This window comes from Porphyromonas sp. COT-108 OH1349 (genome assembly GCF_000768755.1).
Lineage (GTDB): Bacteria > Bacteroidota > Bacteroidia > Bacteroidales > Porphyromonadaceae > Porphyromonas_A > Porphyromonas_A canoris.
In genome coordinates this window covers 89,674-114,925 of record NZ_JRAH01000031.1, presented here as the reverse complement: position 1 = coordinate 114,925, position 25,252 = coordinate 89,674, and the positions used below count along the sequence as shown (strand labels likewise).

Sequence of the window (25,252 nt, the reverse complement as noted above, 5' to 3'; positions counted from 1 at the left end):
AACAGAGAAAACCGCAAAAACAATTCCAAGAAAACACCACAGGAATCTGAGGAAAGCTATACAGCTTTTTTGCTCAGGCTTTATCCCGTTGGTTTCAGAAGTTTTTTCTTTCCGTTTCGGAGAGGTGTATTTTCTTCTTTCAAAGCCGTTTCGGAGAAGAGCAAAAGGGAGGTCGGATGGCGATTCCGGATATAAAAACATCAGCCGGGAGAGGATCTCTTCCGGCTGATGCTGCTATGTTTTTGGGATTGACGGTTGGAGTCTGCGCTCCTTGCAGGGAGTTTAAGAGAACAACTTCTTAGGGTATTCGCCCTCATCCACAAGCTTTTGGAGCTTTGCCACCACTTCGGGACGGTCTTGCGCATAGGTTACACCGAACCACTTGGAGGTCGTATCGAGTACTTTACAGGTGGCTTTTCCGTCTCGGATCAGATTGTTTACCACCAAGGGGATATAAAATTCGCCCTTCGGCTTGTTGATGTTTTCACGCAAAAAGTCTACAAAAGCCGTGGTCGAGTGAGCAAAATAGTCCGGAGTGAACCCCCACATATTCATGGAAACGGGAGTGAGTTCGTCCGTCTCGACCTTCTCGCCATTGTCTCCGGTGAAGCAGATCTTGCCGTCCACTCTGGCAACATCGGTACGCTCCACAACGGTCGTAAGGTAGCCGTCGGCATCCTTTTCGCACACACCGCGAGCCACCGTACCGCTCTCGGAAAGCGTGTTGCCGACCCGATAACCCACCATGCAGTATTTTCCTGTGGTACCTGCCATGCTGCGAAGCTCTTCGGCAAGGACTTCAAAGCTGTTCCTGCCGTAGAAATCGTCTGCATTGATCACGGCAAACGGCTCGTCGATCACGCTCTCGCCCATCATCACGGCATGGTTCGTTCCCCATGGTTTCTCTCTTCCTTCCGGTGCTTTGAAGCCTTCGGGTAGAGCGTCTATCGCCTGGAAAACCACTTCAACCGGGATGTGCTTCTCATATTTTGAGACAATGATCTTGCGGAAATCTTCTTCAAAATCTTTTCGGATCACGAAGACAAGCTTTCCGAAACCGGCACGGAGAGCATCGTAGATAGAGTAGTCCATGATGGTTTCTCCGCTTGGACCCACGCCATCGAGCTGTTTGAGTCCGCCGTATCTGCTACCCATTCCGGCAGCGAGAACAAATAGTGTTGGCTTCATATCTTATATCTTATGTTTAGTTTGTGGTACTCTTTTGTGTCTGCGTGCGCTTAAGAAAAGAGACTCGACCAAAATCGAACAGCTTCGACTCCGTACGCTCCCTCTCCATGATAGCTTCAAGGCTTTTCGCCACCTTCGGATAGCGGTCGATGAGGTTCTGTTCCTCCCTGATGTCTTTGGCGATGTTGAACAGCTCCAGCTTGGGTGCTCCGGTTGCTATCTTAGTTCGGATCAGCTTCCAATCGCCAAGACGTACCGCCTGTTTGCCTCCATCTTCATGAAACTCCCAGTAGAGTGTGCGCTTCGATAGCTTCGGCTGCTTTTTCCCCATAAGCAGAGGCAGGATGTTGTGCCCGTCCGTTTTGGCAGGCAGCGTGCGCCCCACCATGGCGGCATAGGTCGGCATCAAATCCCAAAAGGCTATCGGGGTCTCTTCCTGCCTTGATGCCGGGATGAGTCCGGGGCAATAGACCACGAACGGAACGCGTATGCCTCCTTCGTAAAGGTCTCTCTTCACACCGCGCAATGGACCATAGCTTTTGAAGTAATCCGGATCCGCTCCGCCTTCTCTGTGCGGACCATTATCGCTGGTTACTATAATGATGGTTCTTTCTGCCATTCCAAGCTCCTCCACTTTCCGCACCACTTCTCCGACGTACGCGTCCAGCTGCGCAACCATTGCGGCAAAAGAGGTGTACGGACGCTCCGACGCGGGATAACCGCCCCTGTAAACGAACGGCTTCTCCTCCGGAAACTTCCCGACGTATGAGTGGTAGATAGAGTCGTGAGGCAGATTAAGCTCTGCATGCGGAAGCGTATAGGTCAGCATCGCATAGAACGGTTCATCTTGATGATGCTCTATGAACTTTAATGCCCGGCGGTGAATCTCATGACCCGAAAAGGTCTTCCTGCCGTCGTTTTCATTCTCCGGGTAGAACACTTTCTTGTCATTATCCCAAAGGTAAACGGGGAAATAACGGTGAGACATCCGCTGACAGTTGTAACCGAAAAACTCATCGAAGCCCATCTTGTCGGGTGTCGCTTCCGAGCCGGGATAGCCTAATCCCCACTTCCCGAATATTCCGGTTGCATAGCCTGCACTCTTGAAGAGCTTGCCGAGGGTGTAAGTGGTGCTGTCTCCTACCGGTTCCTGTCCTTCGGGGGCTATCTCTCTGTTGCCTCTCACATGGGTATGTCCGGTATGCAAGCCGGTGAGCAGACTTGCTCGCGAGGGTGCGCTGACCGATGTTCCGGCATAAGCCTGCATGAAAGCCGTTCCTCTCTCTGCGAGCCGATCTATTTCGGGTGTCCGAAATTTCTGTTGCCCGTAGAAGCTGAGATCGCCATAGCCCAAGTCATCGGCCATGATATAGATCACATTGAACAGCTTCCCATCTTTTGTTCTTAGAGGATGTTGCCCTTTCTGCATAGCGACAGCCGGAGCCACCAGACCTGTAAGCAGAGCGCTTGCAGTAAGGATAGAGGCTTTCTGTTTCATATCTCTTTCGGGGTCTAAATCTTTTGTTCTAATCTTTTACTGTCGAGCCACTGCTTCACGTATGCGAACACACAAGCCGAGCAGCTCTTCTATCTTGGACAAAGGTAGCATATTAGCCCCATCCGACAAAGCCTTTGAGGGGTCGGGATGAGTCTCTATAAAGAGTCCGTCCGCACCCACTGCGATGGCGGCGCGAGCGATGGTCCCGATAAGATGCGGTAAGCCTCCCGTCACGCCCGAAGAGGAGTTGGGCTGTTGCAGAGAGTGGGTTACATCCATCACCACAGGGTGTCCCGTCTCCTGCATTATGGGGATGCTTCGGAAGTCCACCACCAAGTCTCCATATCCGTGCGTTGTTCCTCTGTCCGTCAGAATCACGTTAGGGTTTCCGCTTTCGGTGATCTTATCTGCGGAGAAGCGCATGCCGGAGGGAGACATGAACTGTCCTTTCTTCACGTTCACCACCTTTCCGGTCTTGGCGGCAGCCACCAAAAGGTCTGTCTGTCTGCACAGAAACGCCGGGATCTGAAGCACATCCACATATGCCGCAGCCATTTCCGCCTCGAAAGTCTCGTGAATATCCGTTACGGTAGGCAGGTCGAATGTCTTGCCTGCTTCGTGCAGAATCTTCAACGCTTTCTCGTCTCCTATTCCGGTAAAAGAGTCCAACCGAGAGCGGTTTGCTTTTCTGTAAGAGCCTTTGAGTACGAGCGGAATCTGTAGTCTTTCTGTTATCTCCTTCAGCTTTTCTGCCGTGTGCATCACCGTATCCCTGTCTTCTATGGCGCAAGGACCGGCAAGCAGGAAGAAGTTTTTGCTTGAAGTGAGTCTTTCCAATAGGGTCATATCTCGTTTTGTTTTTGTTTTATTCTGTCCAATATCTTCTGTGCCGTCTCTGCCGGAGTGGCTTCGGGCGTTACCCATTCCACGTTAAGCCCTCGCTTCGGCATGCCTCTAAGCCATGTCATCTGCCTTTTGGCAAACTGATGTATGGCTATTCCCAGCTGAGAAACAGCCTCTTCACGGCTTAGCTTGCCCCTTAGATAGAGAGTGATGTATCTGTATTCGAGTCCGTACTGCAACAGCATCTCTTCCGGTACGCCGGCACGCAAAAGCGCTTCGATCTCTTCTATCATCCCCTCTTGCAGACGGGCATGAAGCCGTTCGGTGATCCTCTTCCGTCTCAGCTCTCTGCTGATCTCTATTGCAAAAAGGTCGTAGCTGAGCGGCTCTCCTTTGTGCGGAAGTGTGCCGGAGTGAGAGTGTTTGGCTATCTCCAGTGCCCGGATCACACGCTTTCGTGAAGAGGTATCCGTGCTGTTGTGAAGAGTGGTGTGTGCTTTCAGCTGCTCTATCAGCTCTTCGAGGCTAAAGGCTTCGAGACTTTTTCTAAACAGCGGATCTTCCGGCACATCTGCCATCTCGTAGGCGTTCAGAACAGATTCGATGTAAAGACCGCTCCCGCCGCAAAGAATCTTCGGAGTCTCTTTCGGTAGTGCATTCATCACTTCGGCAAAGTCCTTTTTATACCTGAAGATGTTGTACTCTTCGCCCGGCTCGCAGATGTCGATGAGATAATAAGGGATGTTTACTCCGGAGACGGTGTAGTCTGCCAGGTCTTTCCCTGTTCCTATATCCATTCCTCTGTAAACCTGTCGGGAGTCTCCGCTCAAGATAACGCCTCCCATAAGAAGAGCAAGATGGGCTGCCACGGCTGTCTTTCCGCTTGCTGTGGGTCCCATGATCACCACCAAATCTTTCTGCGCCTTGTTCATAGAACAAAGATAGCGTTAATGATAGATATTAAGAACTGCTTCAGAAAAACTCCCCAACAGCATAAAAAGTTCCTTTGAAGCGATTAACTTTTTCAAATCAAGCTCCGATTTGCAGGCAACAAGGCTTGAAACCTGCCGGTCAAGGCGTGATTTCTGCCGGTCGAGCCTTGAAATGGGGAAGCGAAGCGGTTTAGAGAAAGATTTGATAAGGGATAAAAGTTTTTACAAACGGGTTTGAAAAAGATTCTCCAAAGGTTTGGGCGAAAAGCACTAAAGGTTTCGGGAAAAAGCACTAAAGGTTTTGGAGAAAAGCACTAAAGGTTTTGGAGAAAAGCACTAAAGGTTTCGGAGAAAAGCACTAAAGGTTTTGGAGAAAAGCACTAAAGGTTTTGGAGAAAAGCACTAAAGGTTTTGGAGAAAAGCACTAAAGGTTTCGGGGAAAAGCACTAAAGGTTTTAGAGAAAAGCACTAAAGGTTTCGGGGAAAAGCACTAAAGGATAAGCCCCGGCAGATAAACATCGCTGTTACGTGGGATGTTCTTATCGAAGAGATGCTCTCTTCAATGAGTAATATTTCAGTCCGAATACAGGCAAAAACAGAAATTCTTTGAATAATATTCGGGAGTAAGTGGAAATAAATTATTCCCGTCTCTCTGTTTAGAACTTTTACAGCAAGAATATCAACAAAAAATAGTACTTTTGAATGAGTATAAATATTACATACAGATATGAGCAATATTCATATTCCACAAAGGAACTTATTTAAGACCTCTCATGAGGGGAAAGAGGTGGATCTTTATCACCTATCCAACGGAAAAGGCGTAGAGGCCTACATTACCAATTTTGGCGCAAAAGTAGTTTCACTGATCGTTCCGGACAAGGACGGCAACCGTGTGGATGTCGTTTTGGGACACGACTCTCTACAAGAGTTCATAGACTCCGAAGAGCAGTATTTCGGTGGTATCTGCGGCAGATATGCCAATCGTATCAACAACGGATCGTTCACCATAGACGGCAAGACCTTTTCGCTACCGCTCAACCAGACTTCCAGCTCGCTTCATGGCGGTATTCAGGGGTTCAACGCCAAGGTTTGGAGCGTGAAGAATGCCACACCGGACACTCTTGTACTTGAGTATGTCTCTGCCGATGGAGAGGAAGGCTATCCGGGCGAACTCACTACAACGCTCACCTATAAGATGACCGGCGAAGGAGCTTTGCACATGACTTATGAGGCAACAACCACGGCACCTACTGTACTGAACCTCACAAACCACTCTTACTTCAACCTTTCCGGTGCGGGCGATGCTTCCATCCATGATCACGTTCTTACCATTCAGGGCAAACACTACCTGCCTACGGATCAGACGGCAATCCCCTACGGCAAGCCGGAATCGGTGATCGGTACTCCGTTCGACTTTACTACACCGCACACCATAGGCGAGAGAATAGATACGCCGATAGACCAGCTCATCTGGGCGAGAGGCTATGACCACAGCTACATAATAGATAAACCGGAAGGAGAGTACGGGCTCTGCTGCCGCTGTGTATCGCCAAAGACCGGCATCGTATTGGAGGTATTCTCTTCCGAACCGGCTATGCAGGTGTACACCGGAAACTGGATGACCGGAAATATCAGAGGGAAGTTCGATCAGCGTTATCCTGCTCGTTCGGCGGTCTGTTTCGAGACACAGCACTATCCGGACTCTCCAAACCGTCCGGAGTATCCTTCTACTCTTCTTCGTCCGGGCGAGATGTTCCACTCGGAGAGCGAGTTCCGTTTTTCTGTCGAGAGATAATAACTAAAAACAATAATAGAAATCAGTATGACTACAAATCAAAAGCAAAGCTACACCGTACCATTTATAATAATGGTGGTGCTTATGTCGCTTGTCGGACTTATCACGAGTCTTAACCAGCAACTTCAGAAACCAATGGAAGCGGCGTTCCTGATCAAAGGGGGCGAGTACACCAATACTTTTACCACTCTGTTGGTTTTCTCTTTCTTCCTTGCCTATCTTGTGATGGGTACTGTGAGTGGCAGATTCATCGAGAAGAACGGCTACAAGAAGACGCTTATACTGGGTCTCTCCATCCTTGTGGCGGCTTTCGGTCTTTATGAGATCTCTGCTTATGTGTTCGATAAATTCGACATCGTTAACTTCCAAGCCACTCTGGACGAAGCAAGAAGTACGGAAAACTTCAAGTACACAGGGCCTATCGAACTGCCGATGGCTTATTACATCTTCTTGCTTGCAGCGTTCGTGGCAGGTACTGCACTTACTTTCCTTCAAGCCGTAATCAATCCGTACATTGTGGCGTGCGACGTTAAGGGAACATCCGGAGTACAACGCCAGACCATCGCCGGCGTGGGTAACTCCACAATGACCACCATCGGTCCTCTTTTTGTTACCGCTGTGATCTTTGCCAATCAGGATGTCCTCAACATCAACATCACTTCTCTCTACATCCCCATCCTTGTTCTGATGCTTATGGTAGTGGTTATCATCGCTGTGTTGCCACGCCTTAACCTCCCTACTATTGCAAGTACGGAGAAGAAAGCAGGCGAGGTTCTTACAGAGAGTGTATGGAGTTTCCGCCACTTGACATTGGGTGTTATCGCCATCTTTGCATACGTAGGTGTGGAAGTGGCAGCAGGTTCAAATATCAATCTCTACGCTACCGACCTCGGCTTTGACCTTAAAACCGCAGGCAAGATGGCTTCTCTCTACTGGTTCGGTATGCTTGTGGGTCGTCTGCTTGGCAGCTTCCTCAGCAAGGTGAAAGCCAATACTCAGCTCATGGTAACCTCCATAGGTGCCACGCTGTTCATCGTCGCTACGATGATGACCAAGAACCCTTGGTTGCTTGTAGGTGCCGGTCTTTTCCACTCAATCATGTGGCCCGCCATCTTCTCCTTGGCTGTCGAAGGTCTCGGACGCTATACCTCTAAAGGTTCGGGTGCTCTCATGATGGGGGTAGTAGGTGGAGCGGTATTGCCGTTCGTACAAGGTGTGTTGGCAGATAAGATTGGCGGCTGGGACTGGACATGGCTCCTCGTGATAGCCGGTGAGATCTATCTTCTCTACTATGCACTTGTAGGCTATAAGGTACTTAAACGCGACAAGGGTGCGTAACCCTTTTACAATATAAATAAACAATATGAAGCTATGGAATTAGATTTCGTAAGAAGTAGATTCATCAAGCACTTCGATGGATCTACAGGGGAAGTGTTCGCTTCTCCGGGACGTATAAATTTGATAGGAGAACATACAGACTATAACGGGGGCTTTGTATTCCCCGGTGCGATAGATAAAGGCATGATGGCTGAAATAAAGCCAAACGGTACAGATAAAGTGCGCGCCTACTCGATAGACCTTAAAGACTATATCGAGTTCGGGCTCGGACCGGATGATGCTCCACGTACATCATGGGCGAAATATATCTATGGTGTCTGCCGTGAACTCATCGAACGCGGTGTGGAAGTAAAGGGATTCAATACCGCTTTTGCGGGTGATGTTCCTCTCGGAGCAGGTATGTCTTCTTCCGCTGCCCTTGAAAGCACTTACGCTTATGCGCTCAACGAAATGTTCGGAGGCGGTAAGATAGATAAGTTTGAGCTTGCAAAGATCGGACAAGCTACTGAACACAAGTATGTGGGAGTAAAGTGCGGCATCATGGATCAGTTTGCCAGCGTATTCGGTAAGAAGGATCACTTGATTCGTTTGGACTGCAAGACGCTTGAACATAAATATTTCCCATTCCATCCGCAAGGTTATAAATTGGTGCTTTTAGACTCTGTCGTGAAGCACGAACTCGCTTCTTCTGCCTACAACAAGCGCAGAGAGTCTTGCGAAAACGTGGTGAAAGCGATACAGAAACGCCATCCGGAGGTAGAGTTTCTACGTGATGCCTCCATGGCGATGCTCGAAGAGGTGAAGAGCGAAGTATCTTCAGAAGATTACATGCGTGCGGAATACGTCATCGAAGAAGTACAACGAGTACTTGATGTCTGCGATGCTCTCGAACGCAACGACTATGAAACCGTAGGACAAAAGATGTACGAAACACACGAGGGAATGAGCAAACTCTACGAGGTGAGCTGCGAAGAGCTGGACTACTTGAACGATATAGCAAAAGAGTGTGGCGTTACCGGCTCTCGTGTTATGGGCGGTGGCTTCGGCGGCTGTACCATCAACCTTGTGAAGGAAGAGCTTTACGAACTCTTTATCGAAAACGCCAAGAAGATGTTCAAAGAGAGATTCGGCTACGAACCTAAGGTGTACAACGTTGTCATCAGCGACGGTTCTCGCAAGATAGACTAAGAGCAACTTACTTCATTTATAAAGAAAGAATCATCTTGGAAAAGCAGTAGCTTACCAAGATGATTCCTTTTTTATGCCCTTTTACAAGAGTTCTTACTTCCCCTTCTTACTGATATTCTCAACGTAGGTACGCAGTTCCGCAGGGTCGGGGATCTGTACACCGTCGAGGCTGTTGATGTTTTGGAAGAGATCCAGATCGAAATACTTCACCACGGCAAAGACATGATCGAAGACATCGCTCACGATCGCCTCATACTCTACCCACACCACCGTGTTTGTAAAGAAGTAGAGCTGCAACGGCAGACCACGATCTTCCGGATCTCTCTGGCGCACCATCAGCGTGTGATTTTGGTTTATCTTATCATTGTGTTTGAGATACTCCACAATATATCTTCTGAACAGACCAACGTTTGTCAGGCGACGCATACTTAGCGGATCGTTCTCGCTTACTTGTGCATTCTGCTCACGAATTTCATCCGTAACCTTAGAGATATACTCTCCAAGCGCAGCAGTGTTTTGAAGACGGGAGATCAGTTCGTCATCCGCATACCTTATCGTCTTCATATCCACATATACACTTCTCATACATCTACGTGCTCCGGTGTCTTGCATAGCACGCCAATTGATCACCGGATCCGCTACCAACGCATAAGGCGGAATGGTGTACATCGTATTGTCGAAGCCTTTGATCTTCACCGTTGCCAACGAGATCTCCACCACGTCTCCATCTACATTGTGTTTGGGGGATGTGATCCAGTCGCCCACGCGAATCATATCATTGCTCGATAGCTGTATGCTTGCCACAAAGCCCATAAGCGTATCTTTGAAGACCAGAAGCAGTACGGCAGAGAGGGCAGCCAAGCTTCCGAAGACCGTCTTCATGTCTATGTTGAAGATGAGAGAGACGATGTAGAGGACACCGATACAGTACACGATGATCTTAAAAACCTGGAACAGGTTCACGAACGGCGTATTGCGGTACTTCTCCGAAGAGAGCATTCCGCTCCTTATAGCATCGAGAGCGATGTGGAAGATCTGGATGATGAGTATCGCTATGTATATGCTACAAACTATTTCGAGCAGATTTCTGAACATATTGTCCTCCATCGGAAAGGGGAGCGACAGCAGATTGGAGAAGATCGAAACCGAGCAGATGCGTGTGATCTTCGAGAGAAGTTTACGGCTTTCTACCCTCAGGTCTTCCAAAGCAGAGAGTCTGTCCAGTATTTTTGGAAGGAGTCGGACAAAGACTATACGCAGAAGCAGCTCCACCAAAACGGTAAAGAGGAGGATGACACCGATGATCAGCAGAGGACGCAGAATGCTTCCCGTCCCTCCATCTGCCGTATCTGTGGGGATGATATTGAGCTTGGAGATAATCTCGTTCAGGAACAAACGTATTTCATTCATGGATGTTTGGATTTAGTTTCAGTGAAGCAAAGATAACACCCCTACCTCTATTGAGCAAACGGAAAGAGTATCGTTTTTACTCCGGACTATTCGCTTTTCCCGGCGTGCACTTTTATATAAAAATGGAGTGCGGAGAAGCTCTCCAAAAATCGAATCTCGTGCTCCTACTTTTAGGGAATAAAATAGAGAAATAAACTTAACTATCTAATATCTAATTGGATATAGGAAATCTCAAATTCGGAAAAATTTTTTTCTCAGTCCGTTTTATGGGGCTTTTTCGCGTTAATTGGTGTGAATTTTAACACCCATGCCTGTAAATGTTTCCTAATAAAGAAATTTGCCTTGTCAGGTGCTTTTTAGGAGAAAAATACATAGATGATTGATTGTTAGTATTTTAGTTGTGTTTGGCTAAACACTTTAATCGAATCCGGTAAACGTATTAAATGAAATCGGTAAACGTGTTTACTGAAAAATTAAACACGTTAAGCCGAAACAATATGCTCGTTTACTGTTTTTGCTTAACAGGTATCGGAATTTGTGTTAATAAAACAGCCCAAATTTAACAACTTGGTCGTGCTCTGAAAACGACCCCTCCGATCAAAATAGAGAGCCGAAAAAAAGTGAGCATTTTTCGGGATGGAATATATAAAAATGAGGTGCCCGGAAACCTCTTAAAAGAGGATTTCAGGACACCTTCAAGAGTCAAGAAAAATCTCTGATTTCGGCGGAAAGAAACTTTCAAAACTTCCGACCGACAAGACGACTTACAAAAAAAACGAACCGAGAACAGCTCCGGCGGTTCGGTTTTTCGCTCCGGATCCATCTGCAAGCTATGCACACCATAGCTCTTTCATGGCTCTCTCCTCTTGTCTGATGCGGACAACAAGGAGACAGAAGTAGAGTGGAAAGCCTATCGCAAGCGTCATCCAGGCGTTGCAGAGGAGTGCCACCCCGACCAGTTCGGGCATGATGTTCAGGAAATAGTTGGGATGGCGCACCGTTCTGAAGAGGAAACTCTTTTCGATACGCTGATTGGGAACGATATAGAGCTTTACCGTCCAAATATCTTTGAGCTTGTAGATGACATAGAAGAGCATGCCGTAAGCAAATGCCATAACGGCTACACCGGCTATCGAAATGGTGTTGAACACCACGCCGGTAGTGTACGCCTCATATAGTGCAGAGAAATAGTAGGCAATGTGAGCCAGTGTGAGCAGAAGGGAGTTGAACTTCCCGTGCTGCACTCCTCCTTTTTTCAGCAGGAGTTTTTCGTTACGGATGGAGAAAGATAGAGAGACAAGTCGTAGTCCAAAAAAGATGATAAATGTAATGATGATGTACTGCATCTGTTCTGTTTTTATGTTGTGTTATAAGATTGTTACCGGATAGGATATTGTTTATCAGCCGATCCGGAGCTTGACAATGCGCTGATTGAAACGGCGGAAAAAGTATGGGATCTTGTAGAGCATTCGGAAGATGAACGGAATCCTGCCGTTGTCATGTTGGCTCATGTAGTACTCTTTTTCGAGCTTAATCTTGGGATGCCATGTTTCCATCTCTTTTGTTGCGAGCAGAGACCAGTTGAACTCCACATTTTTTCCGAAGTTGCGAAGCGTATCGTGCCGTTTGGAGTTGCCGACCAATGAGAATGCAAGCATATCGAACAGGACGGTCGCATTGCTGAAACGTTTGCAGATCTCATCGAAAAAGCCTCGAACCTCTTCGGGAGTAAAGTACATCAGAACGCCTTCCAGGATGATAAGAACCGGTTTGCCGTGAGAGTTCACCTTGTCTGCCCAGTCGTAGTGAAACATGGAAGAGGCGATGTAGGTGTTTCTCTCGCTTTCGGATAGCAGCTGACGTCTCAGATTGATGGCTTCTTCCAGATCCAGATCGTACCAGTGTGTTATCGCCGGACAGCCCAACCGTTCATATCTGGCATCTATGCCGGCTCCCAGCTGTACCACAACGGCATCGGGATGTTTGGCAAAGAACTCCTTCGCTTCTCTGTCTATGAGGCTTGCTCTGATGCAACAGCCTGCTTGGGAAAACTTCCCTTTGCTGAACTTCGAGAAGTCGTACTCTATTTTCTGAATGATCTCCACTGCCTTTTCGTCATAGAGCAGTGCATCCACCCGTTTTGCCTCTTCCGCCTTAGCCCACAGCGTTATCAGCATGGTTTCGGGAACATCTGTAAGTCTGTTTTGTATCATATTATTTTGTCATTAAAGTTATTCTAATCCTCTCGGAAACAGGAGATAAAAGGAGGCGTTTTCTTCACAAAAACACTCAACGTGCATACATAAATGACAAGAAAACGGCTTGTAATAAGTGTGGATAAGCCACAATACATCTCCATTTTAACAGCGCAAAGGTATTTACTTTCCGAAATGCCTGCAATCACTAAAAATGGCTATTTTTCATCCGGATGCGCATGAAATCAAGGAGAATCGAGGCGACATTAGGGATGAAAGGGATGTAGCAAGGAGCGGCAAAAAGAAAAGAGAAAGAGTGAAAATGCACAAACTGCCATGCTACTTGCGATATTCGGCTTTAGTTGCGATTGGGGAGTACGTTTCTTCCGGCTTCACTCTTTGCTCCTCGTATTTTATGCGTTCTGATGCAACCCAAAAGGGCTGTGCAAAAATGAATTTTGACACAGCCCCAAAAGAGTATTTCTTAAAACGGAAATAGGATAATCTTACCGTATTTCTGCTTCAAAAACAGGTAAAACCTGTTCTAATGCCATGCCGCGAGACCCTTTGATGAGGATGGTAGAGCCTGCAGGCGGAAGAGGTGTCTCCCCCGAACGGAGGGAGGAGAGGAGGTCGGCACTTGTCCGGAAGAGATAGACGGAAGAGTCCGTATGGCTGCAAGCCAACCGGTGCCATACCTCGGCAAAAGCCTCTCCTACGAGATAGAGAGGAGACAAGCGTGGTATGGATAGAGACGTTTCGAGTACTTCTGTGTGGACGTGGGCAGTCTCTTCTCCCATTTCGAGCATATCGCCAAGTATGGCAGACACGTTCTTCTCCGCACGAGAGAGTAGCTCCAGATTGGAGAGAGCCGCTTTCATGCTGGAGAGATTGGCGTTGTAAGCGTCCAATATGAGTGTATGGTGCGGCAGAGAGAGGAGTTGAGACCGCTTGTTGGTGGGAGTATAGGCTTCGATAGCCTTGATCCCCTCTTCAAGAGAGACACCGAGAAGATGCCCCAAAGAGAGTGCCGCCAGTGCGTTGGGCAGATTGTAGCCTCCGACAAGCGAGCTTTTCAGGTGGTATGTTTCCGCATCAAGGGAGATTTTAGCCGAGAGGTAAGGATCATCGGATGGGAGAAGCTCTCCAAAAAGTCTTGCCTGATCCGAGCCTTGAGTGGTATAGGAGAATGTCTCCTGTCCTTTCCACTTTCCGGAGAGAAGCGCATCGTCCAGATTGAGGATGTAGCTCCCCTTCTTCTCCGAACGAGAGAGAAGAAAGTGAGGAAGCTCGCTCTTGGTCTCCAATACACCTTGTAGAGAGCCGAAGCCTTCGAGATGAGCCGCTCCGATATTGGTTACCAGCCCGATGGTCGGCTCGGCTATATTCACCAGCTCTTCGATGTCGCCCTTTTTGCTTGCTCCCATTTCGATGATTGCGACTTCGTGCCGAGGGTTGAGCCTGAGAAGTGTCAGAGGGACACCGATATGGTTGTTGAGGTTGCCTTCCGTAGCAAGAACATTGTACTTTGAACGGAGTACGGCAAGGGTCAGTTCCTTAGTGGTGGTTTTGCCATTAGTACCCGTGATGCCCACCACAGGTATATCGAACAACCTGCGATGATAGTGCGCAAGCTCCTGTAACGCACGCAGCGTATCGGGCACACAGATACATCGGGGATTGTGTTGCAGAGCCTCATCGCTCACGAGAGCGTATGCGGCTCCGGATGCCAAGGCTTGGAGGGCAAAGGTGTTGCCGTCGAAGTGTTCGCCTTTGAGTGCTACGAAGAGCGAACCGGGCGCAATATGCCGGCTATCCGTAGAGATACCAGAGCATTCCATAAAGCGACTGTGCAGGAGTCTGACCATGGGGAAATAAAAATCTATAAACTTTTTTACCTAAGCACAAATGTAGGGATAACCTCTGATATTTCTCTTATATTTGCTTTCATGATAGGTACAAAAAGATTTTGGTTTATTCTCCTTATCTGTCTTGTCTGTACAGGGTCTGTACGGGGACAGAGAGGCATCAGAAAAGAACAGTGGTACACCCCTCTGGGACAATATATAGAGCTACATCCATCCTTTAGCAATGTTTCTACCGGACGGGTAGAGGTGAAGTCGGCTTCCGTAGGAGGAGCCATGGTTATCTTGAATCTCAATACGAACGGTCTCAATGTCCCTTATCGGGAAGAGATGGTAAAAGATATATATGCCTACGCTTCGTCTCTTCTTCCCGAAGGGATGCAGGACTATAAGATAGCCATCAGGGTAGACGGACAGAATATAGAGGATCTTATCCCGGAAGCGTATAAAGGAAAGCACTACCGCTCATCCCGACAGAAGTGGGGCGAAAAGGCGGTAAGAAAGACGGAGTATCCGTTGGTCCGAAAAACAGGTACGCCATACGCCATAACAGCCGGTCTGCAAGGCAGACATATTGCGGTGTGGCAGAGTCACGGTAGATACTTCGATACACAAAAGAACGAATGGAAGTGGCAACGCCCTTTGGTCTTCGGCACAACGGAAGATCTGTTCACACAAAGCTATATCGTTCCTTATGTGGTACCCATGCTGGAGAAAGCCGGAGCAGTGGTACTCCTGCCACGAGAAAGGGATCTGAACAGGGAGGAGTATATCATAGATAACGATGCTTCGGTACTGACGAAAGGTGTCTATGCCGAACGAAATGCTCGTGTAAAGTGGGAAGAGGGTAAGGAGAGCGGTTTTGCTTATACCTCTGCCAGATTGAGAGATAACGAGAACCCTTTTTCTCAAGGCAGTTACAGACAGATAGAGAGTAGAACAAAAGGAGAACTGAGCCGTGCCACATGGATACCGGAGATCACAAAAGAGGCAGAATATGCTGTTTATGTCAGCTATAAGTCGCTCCCCAACAGTGTAGAAGATGCTCACTATTCCGTATATCATGCCGGAGGGGTATCTACTTTTGTGGTGAACCAAACAATGGGAGGAGGAACATGGATCTATCTCGGAACATTTCTTTTTAAGCCTGAAAAAGAGGGCGTAGACCAAAACTTTATAACCCTTACCAACGAAAGCGCAACGGCAGGAAAGATAGTAACGGCAGATGCGGTAAAGATAGGTGGGGGCATGGGACACGTAGAGCGTGGATACCCACAGGTGGTAGGACGTGGAAGAAGAAAGCGTACAATTCCCGCTACCTACTCTGTAAGCGGAATGCCGAGGTATGCGGAGAGTGCGAGATACTGGATGCAGTGGGCAGGTGTTCCCGATAGTATATACAATGGAAGCAAGAGCTCCAATGATTATGTGGATGACTATCGTTCTCGCGGACAGTGGGTAAACTATCTGATGGGTGGGCTTCCCACCACTTCTTATTCGGGTGGATTGAACATCCCTATCGACCTATCTTTTGCGCTACACTCGGATGCCGGCGTGAGGGATGGGGAAGAGACTTTCGGAGTGCTTGGGATATACAACAGCCAGCACGAGGAGGGGCGTTATCCTAATGGTATATCTCGCAGTGCCGCAAGAGATCTTACCGATATTGTGCAGACAACCATCATGGAGGATTTGAGGCGTACGTATCGGAAAGATTGGGTACGGAGAGGAATGTGGGATAAAAACTACTCGGAAGCAACATGGCAACACGCTCCTTCGTTGCTCCTTGAAATGATTTCTCATCAAAATCGTGCAGATATGCAGTACGGTCTTGATCCCGATTTTCGCTTTACCTATTCGAGAGCTATATATAAAGGTATTCTGAAGTTTTTGTCTTACGAGTTTGGTCAGAAGTATGTGGTGCAACCTCTTCCGCCTACCGGTGTCGCAGTAGAGCCTTGGGGGCAAGATTCGGTAGTGCTGATATGGTCGCCTCGACACGATCCATTGGAGCCCTCTGCCTCTCCTCACCATTATATGGTCTATACGAGGAAGAATAATGGCGGGTTTGATAACGGATTGATTGTTGCCGACTCTATTCTGTTTCTCCCTGTGGAGAAGAACAGCATATATTCATTCAAGATTACAGGAGTGAATGACGGAGGAGAGAGCTTCCCTTCCGAGATAGTGTCTGCCGGGATAAGTATTCAGACACATGGCGATGTGCTTGTGGTAAACGGCTTTGACAGAGTGAGTGCGCCCTCTCTCTTCGGAGAGTATGACTCAGGAGTGCCTTATCTGAAAGATATATCTGCCGTAGATCATGTTGCCGGAAATAGCTTCGACTACCCCAACACTCACGGTAAGGCTTTGATGGCTTCGGGTTGTTCGTTCTTCTCTTCATCGGTCAGTCGTGTAGAGAAAGAGCCGGAAATGCTCAAGAGATATACGGTGGTGGATCTTGTTTTGGGTAAACAACGCAGTACGGTGATAGGTACTCCCTCTTATGGAAAGATGAAGTATAAAAGCATGAGTCCGGATTTGCAGTTTGCCGTAGAGTCTTATCTGATGGGAGGCGGACGATTGATACTGACAGCCGCTCACCTTGTATCGGATCTCTCCACGCCTGTTCACTCTCTACCTGACAGCTACGATAGGAATTTCCTTAACACGGTTCTTAATCTTGCGTCTCCCGATTCAGTGCAGACTGTTCCCGTAAACGGACAGATGATGATCCGAGACTTGACCAATCCGAAAGAAGCAGGAAACTATTATAGTGTACAGGTGCACTCGTTCCCAAATCCGAACCATTACCATATAGACAAGGTAGATGCGCTTTGGCCCTATAACCAAAAAGATGTGAGGATGTTTATTGCCACCCATGATGGGACACCCTTGGGGATAACCACGAAGTCTCCTTATCACATCGTGCTATCGTCCATCCCATTCGAGACAATAAGCTCGGAAGAGGATAGAGCGTGGATTATGAATATCTTTTTGAGGGTGTTGAGGGAGTAGATTATCGGACTACTTCTCCTGCTTTTCTTTTATAATCTCGTGCATCGCAGCCTCGTCTCCACGACGAGAAATGAAGAGAGTTTCAGGGGTATCGACAACCAGCATATCTTCTATGCCATATAATACAAGGCGTTTGTTGGGAGAAGAGGACTTGACGAGCAAATTTCGGCACTCCCGCAGATCTACCTCCTTGGCTTTCGGTGCGGAGACAGCATTCTCTGCATCATCTTTATCCAACTGATGATAAAGGCTTTCCCATGTTCCAAGATCGCTCCATCCAAAATCGGAAGGTGCAACTTTTACATTATGAGCCTTTTCTATAAGCCCATAATCAATAGAGACCGAAGGCGAACGGAGAAAAGCAAGGCGCACATCTGCACTCTCCTGAGGAGTATTATAGGAAGAGATAGGGGCAAACAGAGATGATACTTCAGGCAAGTGAGCCTCTAAAGCAGAGGTAAAAACCGAGGCTTTCCATATAAACATACCGGAATTCCAAAGATAATTGCCCTTAGCCAACATATCCACGGCAACAGGAAGGGACGGCTTTTCTTTGAATTGAAGTACCGGCTGAGAGCGATTCAGTCTCATGATGCTTTGTTCCACTTCTATATAACCGTAGCCTATGGCTGGATAAGTAGGACGAATGCCGATAGTAAACAGAGCATCCTCTTTTTCAGCATCTTCGAGTTGTTTTGCAATGCAATCACGGAAGCGACCTTCATCTGCAATATAATGATCAGAAGGTGTAACCAATAACAGAGCATTCGGATCCTTTTGCTTCAGCTTATATGCCGCATAGGCTATACATGGAGCGGTGTTGCGTCTTTCCGGTTCCGTGAGGACTTGATGAGCTTTTAGCATGGGCAGTTCTGCCAAAACATCTTCTCGGTAGGCTTCACCGGTCATAACATAAAAGTTCTCTGTCGGGAAGAGAGGAGAGAGTCTGTCGAATGTCATACGTATGAAACTTTTACCAGTTCCCAACACATCTATGAACTGTTTCGGTTGAGACGCTTTGCTCAGTGGCCAGAATCTACTTCCTACTCCACCGGCAAGAATAATGCAGTAGTGGTTACTTCTCATGCTTTTTTTCTCTTTTATTTTCCAGTGCCAAAACATTGCGGATCTCAGTCAGCAATTTAGCTTGAGCATCTGAAGCCATCGCAATCTCCATAGGAACGCAATAACATCGGGCTTGTATTTCCGAAGCTACTGATAGCAGGTGCGGATAGAGTCTTACCGAATCTTTTTCCGTTGTAAGCAGATAGGCATTCGAATGTTTTCTTAGCTGTTCGATGATAGATTCGACCTCTTTCTTCTGAAAGTTATGATGATCCGGGAATGCAAATCTCATCTTTTCTACATAACCTTCTCCCTTTTGGCGAAGAAAGAAAATGTTCGGATTGGCAATACCTGCCACGAGAATTATCTCCGACCCTCTATTGGGAGGAGGAATGGTATGAGAAGAAGAACCTATCTGTTCATCAGTAAGTATCCTCCTTGGAGGCATCATACGCATGGAACTAAAGTATAGAGATTGATGTGCTTGTAGCTCCATCTCTCCTTCCAGCAGTTTCATCTGTATCGGCTTTATACTGTTCGGCGTCCGAGTGATAATCACAGAGTCTGCCCTATACTTGGCTTCCTGAGGCTCTCTCAGATTGCCATAGGGAAGAAGATCATCCTGCGTAAATGGTCTCTGGAATGAGGTAAGAAGAATAGTATATGTAGGCTTGACGTATCTGTGTTGAAAGCCATCGTCCATTAAAATCAATGTCGGACGCTGCTCCTTGGGCATGGCTTCAACGTGAGCCATAGCCCTGAGTCTGCTGCCATCTACATAGACATAGACATTGGGGAACTTTTGTTTGATCTGCAAAGGTTCATCTCCGGCTAAATCCACCGTATGCTCCGGAAGAACTTCCATAGGAGTGCTGCTCTTTCTGCCATAACCTCTGGAGAGAACGGCTATGCGATAGAGAGGAGAAAGCTGGCGGATCAAAAACTCTATGTGAGGCGTTTTTCCCGTACCTCCCACTGCAATGTTTCCTACGCAGATAGTGGGAACAGGTGGCTTTTCGGAAAGTAACCAACCATTGTCAAACGCAAAATTGCGCAAAGCGACGCCTACTCCGTACAATACGGAGGGGATTTTTAGCAATATATTACGTTTAGGTATGGTCATCTTCCCTGCCCTAAATAGCCCTATCCAAGGGCTTATTAAATATACAACCCCGAAAGCACCTGTAAAAGTCCTTTCGGGGTTCTGATTATTTTACTGTTCTGTAATGTCTATTTCCGGCATTGCCAGGATTCCTGTCGTACGCTGAGCCTTACGGATAGCGTTCAGGAACTTTTGCTCTTCCGGAGAGAGAAGAGAGTCGAATAGATTGGCTTTCACATCTGAATAGCCACCGACAAGCTTCATCCACCACTCTTTCTTATCGCTTTTCGGATAGTAGAGGTAGTACTTGTCCACTTCAGCCAGACGAGCAGCCTCTTCCACGGCATCTTCAAAAGTACCCAGCTTATCTACAAGTCCCAGCTCAATGGCTTTTTGTCCCAGCCATACGCGACCTTGACCCACACTATCAACTTGGGCAACAGTCATGCCTCTTCCGTCTGCAACACGCTTCTTGAACAGTTCGTAGCCACGTTCTACCATATTTTGGATTACCGCTTTCTCCTTATCTGTCATAGGACGAAGTGTATTTCCAAGATCTGATAGCTCGTGTGTCTTTACCACATCCATTGTCAGATCAATCTTATTGGCTGCCCCTGTGAAGTTCGGGAACTGTCCGAAGATACCAATACTTCCGGTAAGGGTCGTCGGATCTGCGAATATCTTGTTGGCAGCACAAGAGATGTAATATCCACCCGAAGCAGCGTAGTCTCCCATGGAAACAACAATCGGCTTCTTGGCTTGAAGATCATTGACCTCTTTCCAAATCTGTTCGGAAAGGAATGCAGATCCTCCCGGAGAGTTTACTCTCATGACTACTGCTTTGATGTCGTCATCCTCTGCTAATTCTCGCAGTTTCTTTGCAACATCCATATCAATGATAGTGGCATTTTCAAACTCTCCTGTAGATTCGCGAATCTCTCCTTCGGCAATAACTACACCAATAGCGTCCCCTTTAGATACATGGCGAGCACTTTTGGAACGGAGATATTGTGAAACCGTTACACCATTATAGAGTTCTTTGTCTCTTTCACCCGTATAACGCTCCGCCAACATAGGTTCCACGTCAAGGCTGTACATCAGAGAGTCCACCAAACCATATTCTACAGCCTTTCGGATAGATCCCATGCCGTATCCTCTGTTCACGAATACTTCAAGGCTATCGCGATTGATACCACGAGAGGCAACTATGGCATCAGCTACATTGTCCCAAAGTCCGTTTATATATTCTTGTAGTTGCAATCTGTTTGGCTCACTTAGCTTTTTCAGTACAAAAGGCTCTACGGCACCCTTAAAAGTCCCTACCTTAAAGATTTGCATTTCAACACCAAGCTTTTGAAGAGGTCCTGTGTAGAACATTACTTGTCGACTCAACCCCATCATAGGCAGCATACCTTCAGGATTCATATAGATCTTGTCCGCGACGCTGGCAAGGTAGTAGCTCTTGTCCGATAGTACATCTGCGTACGTAAAGATCATCTTACCGCTTTTCTTGAAGGACTCCAACTCTTGACGGATCTCTTGTGCGGTGGCATAACCCATGCCAACACCTGAGAAGTCGATATAAATTGCTTCGATATTTTGGTCTTCTGCAGCAGTGCGGATTGCCTTCTTTATCTCAGAAAGAGTAAGCATCCCCTCGCTGTCTCGTTTGCCCGGCAAGAATGCTGCAAAAGGATTATCTGCTTTGCTTTCGGAGATAACTCCTCCCGGAACTATCTCTAATATGCTTCCTCTCTCAACTTGAAATACAGAAGTGTCCTCTCTACTTGTGAAAGCTGATATGCTGGCTGTTATAGCCGAAACTACCACAAAGAAAAACAGGATCATTGCCACTACGCTTGCTAAGATCACTCCCAAGCAAGAAGCAAAGACCATTTTGATAAATTGTTTCATTTGTTTTGTCTGCCTATTTTTATAAATACTATTATAGTTGCAAATATAAACATATTATTCAAACCGCGCTCGCTCATAGCAAGATAGATTCATCCCATCAGTGAATCGGTCAGGTGCGGATTTTAGAAAGCTATGTGATTGTTCTTTCTGTCTCTAAGACACTATACGGCAGAAAGATTTCTTTTGGTTTTTATGTTAGAGCCACTTGTTGAGCGTAGCGAGTACCTCGTTAAAGTCCGTGAATCTTGCCTTGAGTTCTCCGTCTTTGATTAAGAACATTGTCGGCAACGTGTTCAGATTGTAGAGACCGATATATTTGGAGAAGACACCATCCGTATCTTGTACATTTACCCAAGGATAGTTCTGAATGGTGCTGTACCAAATGTGTCCATCTCTTTCAAGACCGACTTGGTAAATGCGAAGCCCTTTGTTATGATAGTTTTGGTATAAAAGATCAATACTCTCACAGTATGCCGCAGACCATTCTGCGCCCATGGCAGTAAAAGAAAGAAGAGTGATCTCCCCTGTTCCTACAACAGAAGAAAGAGAGATGGTGTCTCCCTTGGCATTCGGAAGACTTACTTCCAGATAGCCTACAACTGCGGCACTGTTCTCAAAGCTTTTTTGTAATTGTTGCTGGTTCTTTTGACTGCGAACTGCAGCAATAGATTGCAGAGCCAGTTTGTGCAGATGCTTAGAGCGTTCAGCGTCCGGATATTCGGCATCGAAAGCCGTAGCGACAATGGCAAACAGCTTTGAGTCTGCCTCTTCATAGATGTTGAAGATGAGGTAACCACCCAACTCTTGGAACAGCGCATAGTACGCTGCCAAAGATGCAGGGTCTTCATAGATATATTTGATAGCTACCTCTTTGTACTGCTCTATGTGTTGCTTCTGTTTGGATTGGAATACAGAGTCCGGCATGTGTCCGTCCACATATTCTGCCAAGTCCTTTGATATACCTACATTGGCATCCAGTTGAGCAAGGAATATCTCTTTTACTTTTTCCGATGTGGCAGATCCCTCCACAGTGTATCCGGTGGCAAAGCTGGAGTAATCCGTTTCTACTCTGATGTGTGATATCGTATCTATTGCCAGAGTAATGACTTGATTTTCTACACGCAATCTGTAAAACTCCGGAAGTTCTCCGAGCTCTTCTGTAAATTTGAAGGATCCGTTGGCGTGGAGTTTGACTGAATCCAAGACCTCTACACCGGATAGCTTTCTCCGCTCCAAGTAGATGGTTTTACCTTCAGCCCCTCTAACATGACCATCGATAATGCTCTTTTTGTTGGAAGTACAAGAGGTAATAAACAAGGCAAGCAGTGAGAGAAAAAGTAGCTTGCTACTAAGTGCGGTGTATGGAGAATGTTTCATCTTGGAGTGTGTTTGATGTAGGAATATTGGGATGTCTTATTCTACTTCGGATCTAAAAGGATCTTTTTCGAGTGTTTGTTGCCTTTTTCATCCGTTATGTGAATGATATAAATGCCGGGAGGAAATGATCCGACATTCAGCGTAACGCTTTGAGATTGAGATTCGCTCTGTATCATTCTCTGCCCCAAAAGGGTATAAAGAGTTATGGTGTGTTTGCTAAACATCTCTCCGGATGGATTCTCTTTGAATTGTACAAGGAGATCTCCTCCCGTATAGCGCAATCTAAAGTAGTCTTTTGCATCGAGAGGTAGATCCTCATAGTCCAGTTTGTCTCCGGTATAGGAGAGTCTAGTGCAGAGAGTTATGCCTCTAAATGCTTCCGGCCACTCTATCCATGAGGTCGCATCGGAGGAAGTCCAGAGATAATTCTCTCTGCCACGGATCGGAGCTGTAAGCAGAGTGATGCCCGACTGTATAGCATCCACCTGGTAAGCCACAAGTATTTCATCCCCGGAAGACAAAACGATAGACTCTGTAAAGCTACTGAATACCTCAACGCTTCCACGTGCCGCTACGTCTTCAGTCGTATGGATCGCTTGTTTATTACTGCTTATCACATCATCCAAGCGAACGTCTCCGGATAAAATCTTTTCGACATCTCCCGAAGGCATGCGGCGATAAATCGTGTACGGGACAGCTACCGGAGGAACCTTATTTAAGGATATAGGAATGTGAAGCGTTGTAGTCATCCCATGTAGTGTGATGGAAGAAGCTGAAGTAGGAACGCGAAAACGTTCTGCCACTATCTTGGGACGAGGATTTATTTTATTGGTGTACAGGGAGAGCGATTTGAGAATATCTGCCTTGTAGTTATCTATCACGTTAGACCATGTGTTTACCTCTTTTGCTTCTTTGTGCAGTGGTCTTCCTGCTATCTTTCCCACGCCGGAGCCTGTCGGGTCAAGTATTTGTCCCATTGTCGGCATGGATGGCTTCTTTCTGCTATCCCAGTTGAATCCGATACCTGTGTATACATCGTTGAAAGGAGAGTCGCATTCGGATGCTCCGGCTGTAAGGAATCCGATCATATAACCTTCCGCATCGTAGAGAGGCGAACCTGAAGACCCCGGCATTGTTACTCCAAGATCCCATTTTTTTACCCACCAATAATAGAGATTTGGCTCTATGGGATAAGGATAGCTCAAGCTCGGAGGCCAACCTTTCAGAACCTGCTTTGAGGTCATGCACAAACGTTTGGGCATCCCGTTGGGGTGATGTACACAGACAAAAGGACCATCCGGATTGGAGACAGTCCTATTCCACCCTCCGAGATAGGCGTTATATTCTATTGGGGGCTTTTGGTTTAACTCCAGCAGACACATGTCTCCCGGTTCATAAATCGTGAGGAGCTTTGCCCCTGCAATGGATTGTTGTACGGGAGGAGCTATAAGACCCTCACAGTCGGTAGTTTGATGAGAGAAGTATGCCACGACTGTTTTGGCAAGATGATCATAATCCTTGTCTATGTCGAAGAACGATCTCAGCAAAACGTGAGAGGCTGTGGCTAAAATGGGACGCCCATCTTCTGCCGTGTTGTTGATCATGGCTCCGGATCCTCTTACCGTTCCATTGACGATAAGACTGACTACCGCTTTGCTCTCTCTGCTATACTGAGGCAGGCAGACAACGTTCGGGGTACATGGCAATGTTTTGGGATTGGATTCGCGAGGTTGAGCGCGAAACTCGGCATTCACCTCTCCAAGATGCAGTTCTGCTTTCTCTTCTAAAGAAAAGGGGAGATCCAATTCGATGAGGACAGTACTTCCTTCGATCGACATGGTGGGAAGAGCCTTGCTTTCCGAGTTGTTTTCATTTCCGAAAGGTCCTATGAATGTTTCCGGATTGTCCAGCGAATAGATGGTGATGTAGCTGTCTTCCGGAAGAAAAAATCTGTCAAAGAAAAAGTTGAGTCCCTTGGCATTGGGAACCTTTACGGCATATCTTATCAATGTTCGTCCATCGGAGGCTTTTTGTCTATGTCCGTCTTGGAGAAGATTTACGCTTACCGGTCTTTTATGAGCAAACAGCTCTGCTCCTCTAAGGTCTTTTGCTCTCTTTTGCGAGACGATAAGCATGGAATCTACATTCAGAGGAGCAAGTTCAAGAGTCGGGATCTGCCCTTGTTGCAGTATGCTCACACCCATCTGTTGCATACTTATGCGAGGGCGTTTGGAGACGATCTGAGCCCCCGCTTGCAAGCATAGTCCGCAACAGAACAGGGCTAAAAAGCCCCAAAGTATTCTACCCCGATACCTGCCTCTATTGCTCATAAGGCGTTGTAGCTTCTTTTATGATTTATTCTGTTTCTTCCACAAAGATAAAACATTGAGTTAAAATAACAGCATAAAACAGCATCCAATAATGCCGTCCGAATTGGTATCTATTCTTTTTCTTCTTCTATTAAAACTCCGAATATTGATTTTACCTCAAGTCAAAGGCACAAATGAGATGTGAAGTTTATAAA

18 protein-coding genes are annotated in these 25,252 nt (G+C 46.9%); 5 read left to right on the top strand and 13 right to left on the bottom strand.

What is annotated here, in order from left to right; translation table 11 throughout:
• Positions 1-282: 282 nt before the first annotated feature.
• The 4 genes from JT26_RS07085 to miaA are packed head-to-tail and all read right to left on the bottom strand — an operon-like array spanning position 283 to position 4,461.
• Positions 283-1,188 (bottom strand): nucleotidyltransferase, encoded by a 906-nt coding sequence (locus JT26_RS07085; protein WP_036848154.1) that lies wholly within the window; start codon positions 1,186-1,188, stop codon positions 283-285.
• Between the two features lie 16 nt (positions 1,189-1,204).
• Positions 1,205-2,686 (bottom strand): arylsulfatase, encoded by a 1,482-nt coding sequence (locus tag JT26_RS07080; RefSeq protein ID WP_052110421.1) that lies wholly within the window; start codon positions 2,684-2,686, stop codon positions 1,205-1,207.
• A 36-nt stretch (positions 2,687-2,722) separates the two neighbouring features.
• Complete coding sequence (kdsA, locus tag JT26_RS07075) at positions 2,723-3,532, bottom strand: 3-deoxy-8-phosphooctulonate synthase (RefSeq protein WP_036848151.1); 810 nt, start codon at positions 3,530-3,532, stop codon at positions 2,723-2,725.
• Entirely contained in the window at positions 3,529-4,461 is a 933-nt protein-coding gene (gene miaA, locus JT26_RS07070; RefSeq protein WP_036848148.1) for a tRNA (adenosine(37)-N6)-dimethylallyltransferase MiaA, read from the bottom strand. Before miaA ends, kdsA begins: the two co-directional genes overlap by 4 nt.
• 727 nt (positions 4,462-5,188) lie before the next feature.
• Here miaA and JT26_RS07065 point away from each other — a divergent pair.
• From JT26_RS07065 to galK, 3 genes are read left to right on the top strand one after another with little or no spacing between them, the layout of a single operon-like run.
• Entirely contained in the window at positions 5,189-6,256 is a 1,068-nt protein-coding gene (locus JT26_RS07065) for an aldose epimerase family protein (RefSeq protein ID WP_036848145.1), read from the top strand.
• Between the two features lie 27 nt (positions 6,257-6,283).
• On the top strand, positions 6,284-7,594 hold the full coding sequence (locus JT26_RS07060; RefSeq protein ID WP_036848142.1) for an MFS transporter: 1,311 nt from the start codon (positions 6,284-6,286) through the stop codon (positions 7,592-7,594).
• A gap of 33 nt (positions 7,595-7,627) precedes the next feature.
• Positions 7,628-8,782 (top strand): galactokinase, encoded by a 1,155-nt coding sequence (gene galK, locus JT26_RS07055; protein WP_036848139.1) that lies wholly within the window; start codon positions 7,628-7,630, stop codon positions 8,780-8,782.
• Positions 8,783-8,875: 93 nt separating this feature from the next.
• Here galK and JT26_RS07050 read toward each other — a convergent pair whose 3' ends face one another.
• The 3 genes from JT26_RS07050 to JT26_RS07035 all read right to left on the bottom strand — a co-directional run bounded on the left by JT26_RS07050 (position 8,876) and on the right by JT26_RS07035 (position 12,405).
• Positions 8,876-10,192 (bottom strand): mechanosensitive ion channel family protein, encoded by a 1,317-nt coding sequence (locus JT26_RS07050; RefSeq protein WP_052110420.1) that lies wholly within the window; start codon positions 10,190-10,192, stop codon positions 8,876-8,878.
• 830 nt (positions 10,193-11,022) lie between these two features.
• Positions 11,023-11,538 carry an isoprenylcysteine carboxyl methyltransferase family protein gene (locus JT26_RS07040; protein WP_036848134.1) on the bottom strand — a complete coding sequence of 172 codons (516 nt, stop codon included), beginning with the start codon at positions 11,536-11,538 and terminating at the stop codon, positions 11,023-11,025.
• Between the two features lie 54 nt (positions 11,539-11,592).
• Positions 11,593-12,405, bottom strand: a complete 813-nt coding sequence (locus JT26_RS07035) for a class I SAM-dependent methyltransferase (protein ID WP_036848131.1) — start codon at positions 12,403-12,405, stop codon at positions 11,593-11,595.
• Positions 12,406-12,601: 196 nt separating this feature from the next.
• Between JT26_RS07035 and JT26_RS11000 the strand changes: the two genes are divergently transcribed.
• The gene (locus tag JT26_RS11000; RefSeq protein ID WP_036848128.1) at positions 12,602-12,886 is read left to right on the top strand and encodes a hypothetical protein; all 285 of its coding nucleotides are present in this window, start codon (positions 12,602-12,604) and stop codon (positions 12,884-12,886) included.
• Between the two features lie 7 nt (positions 12,887-12,893).
• Here JT26_RS11000 and murF read toward each other — a convergent pair whose 3' ends face one another.
• Entirely contained in the window at positions 12,894-14,228 is a 1,335-nt protein-coding gene (gene murF, locus JT26_RS07025) for a UDP-N-acetylmuramoyl-tripeptide--D-alanyl-D-alanine ligase (protein WP_052110419.1), read from the bottom strand.
• Between the two features lie 108 nt (positions 14,229-14,336).
• Here murF and JT26_RS07020 point away from each other — a divergent pair, with 108 nt between their 5' ends.
• The gene (locus JT26_RS07020) at positions 14,337-17,270 is read left to right on the top strand and encodes a hypothetical protein (RefSeq protein ID WP_081966406.1); all 2,934 of its coding nucleotides are present in this window, start codon (positions 14,337-14,339) and stop codon (positions 17,268-17,270) included.
• Between the two features lie 9 nt (positions 17,271-17,279).
• Here JT26_RS07020 and JT26_RS07015 read toward each other — a convergent pair whose 3' ends face one another.
• The 5 genes from JT26_RS07015 to JT26_RS06995 form a co-directional block, all read right to left on the bottom strand.
• Positions 17,280-18,356 carry a mannose-1-phosphate guanylyltransferase gene (locus JT26_RS07015; RefSeq protein ID WP_036792654.1) on the bottom strand — a complete coding sequence of 359 codons (1,077 nt, stop codon included), beginning with the start codon at positions 18,354-18,356 and terminating at the stop codon, positions 17,280-17,282.
• Positions 18,346-19,458, bottom strand: coding sequence for a tetraacyldisaccharide 4'-kinase (gene lpxK / locus JT26_RS07010; RefSeq protein WP_036848125.1), 1,113 nt, complete (start codon positions 19,456-19,458; stop codon positions 18,346-18,348). The genes JT26_RS07015 and lpxK overlap by 11 nt, the downstream gene beginning before the upstream one ends.
• A 90-nt stretch (positions 19,459-19,548) precedes the next feature.
• On the bottom strand, positions 19,549-21,351 hold the full coding sequence (gene sppA / locus JT26_RS07005) for a signal peptide peptidase SppA (protein WP_036848122.1): 1,803 nt from the start codon (positions 21,349-21,351) through the stop codon (positions 19,549-19,551).
• A gap of 195 nt (positions 21,352-21,546) precedes the next feature.
• Positions 21,547-22,728, bottom strand: coding sequence for a DUF4369 domain-containing protein (locus tag JT26_RS07000; RefSeq protein ID WP_036848119.1), 1,182 nt, complete (start codon positions 22,726-22,728; stop codon positions 21,547-21,549).
• Between the two features lie 41 nt (positions 22,729-22,769).
• A complete protein-coding gene (locus JT26_RS06995) occupies positions 22,770-25,058 on the bottom strand; it encodes a T9SS type A sorting domain-containing protein (RefSeq protein WP_081966405.1) in 2,289 nt (762 codons plus the stop codon).
• Between the last annotated feature and the right edge of the window lie 194 nt (positions 25,059-25,252).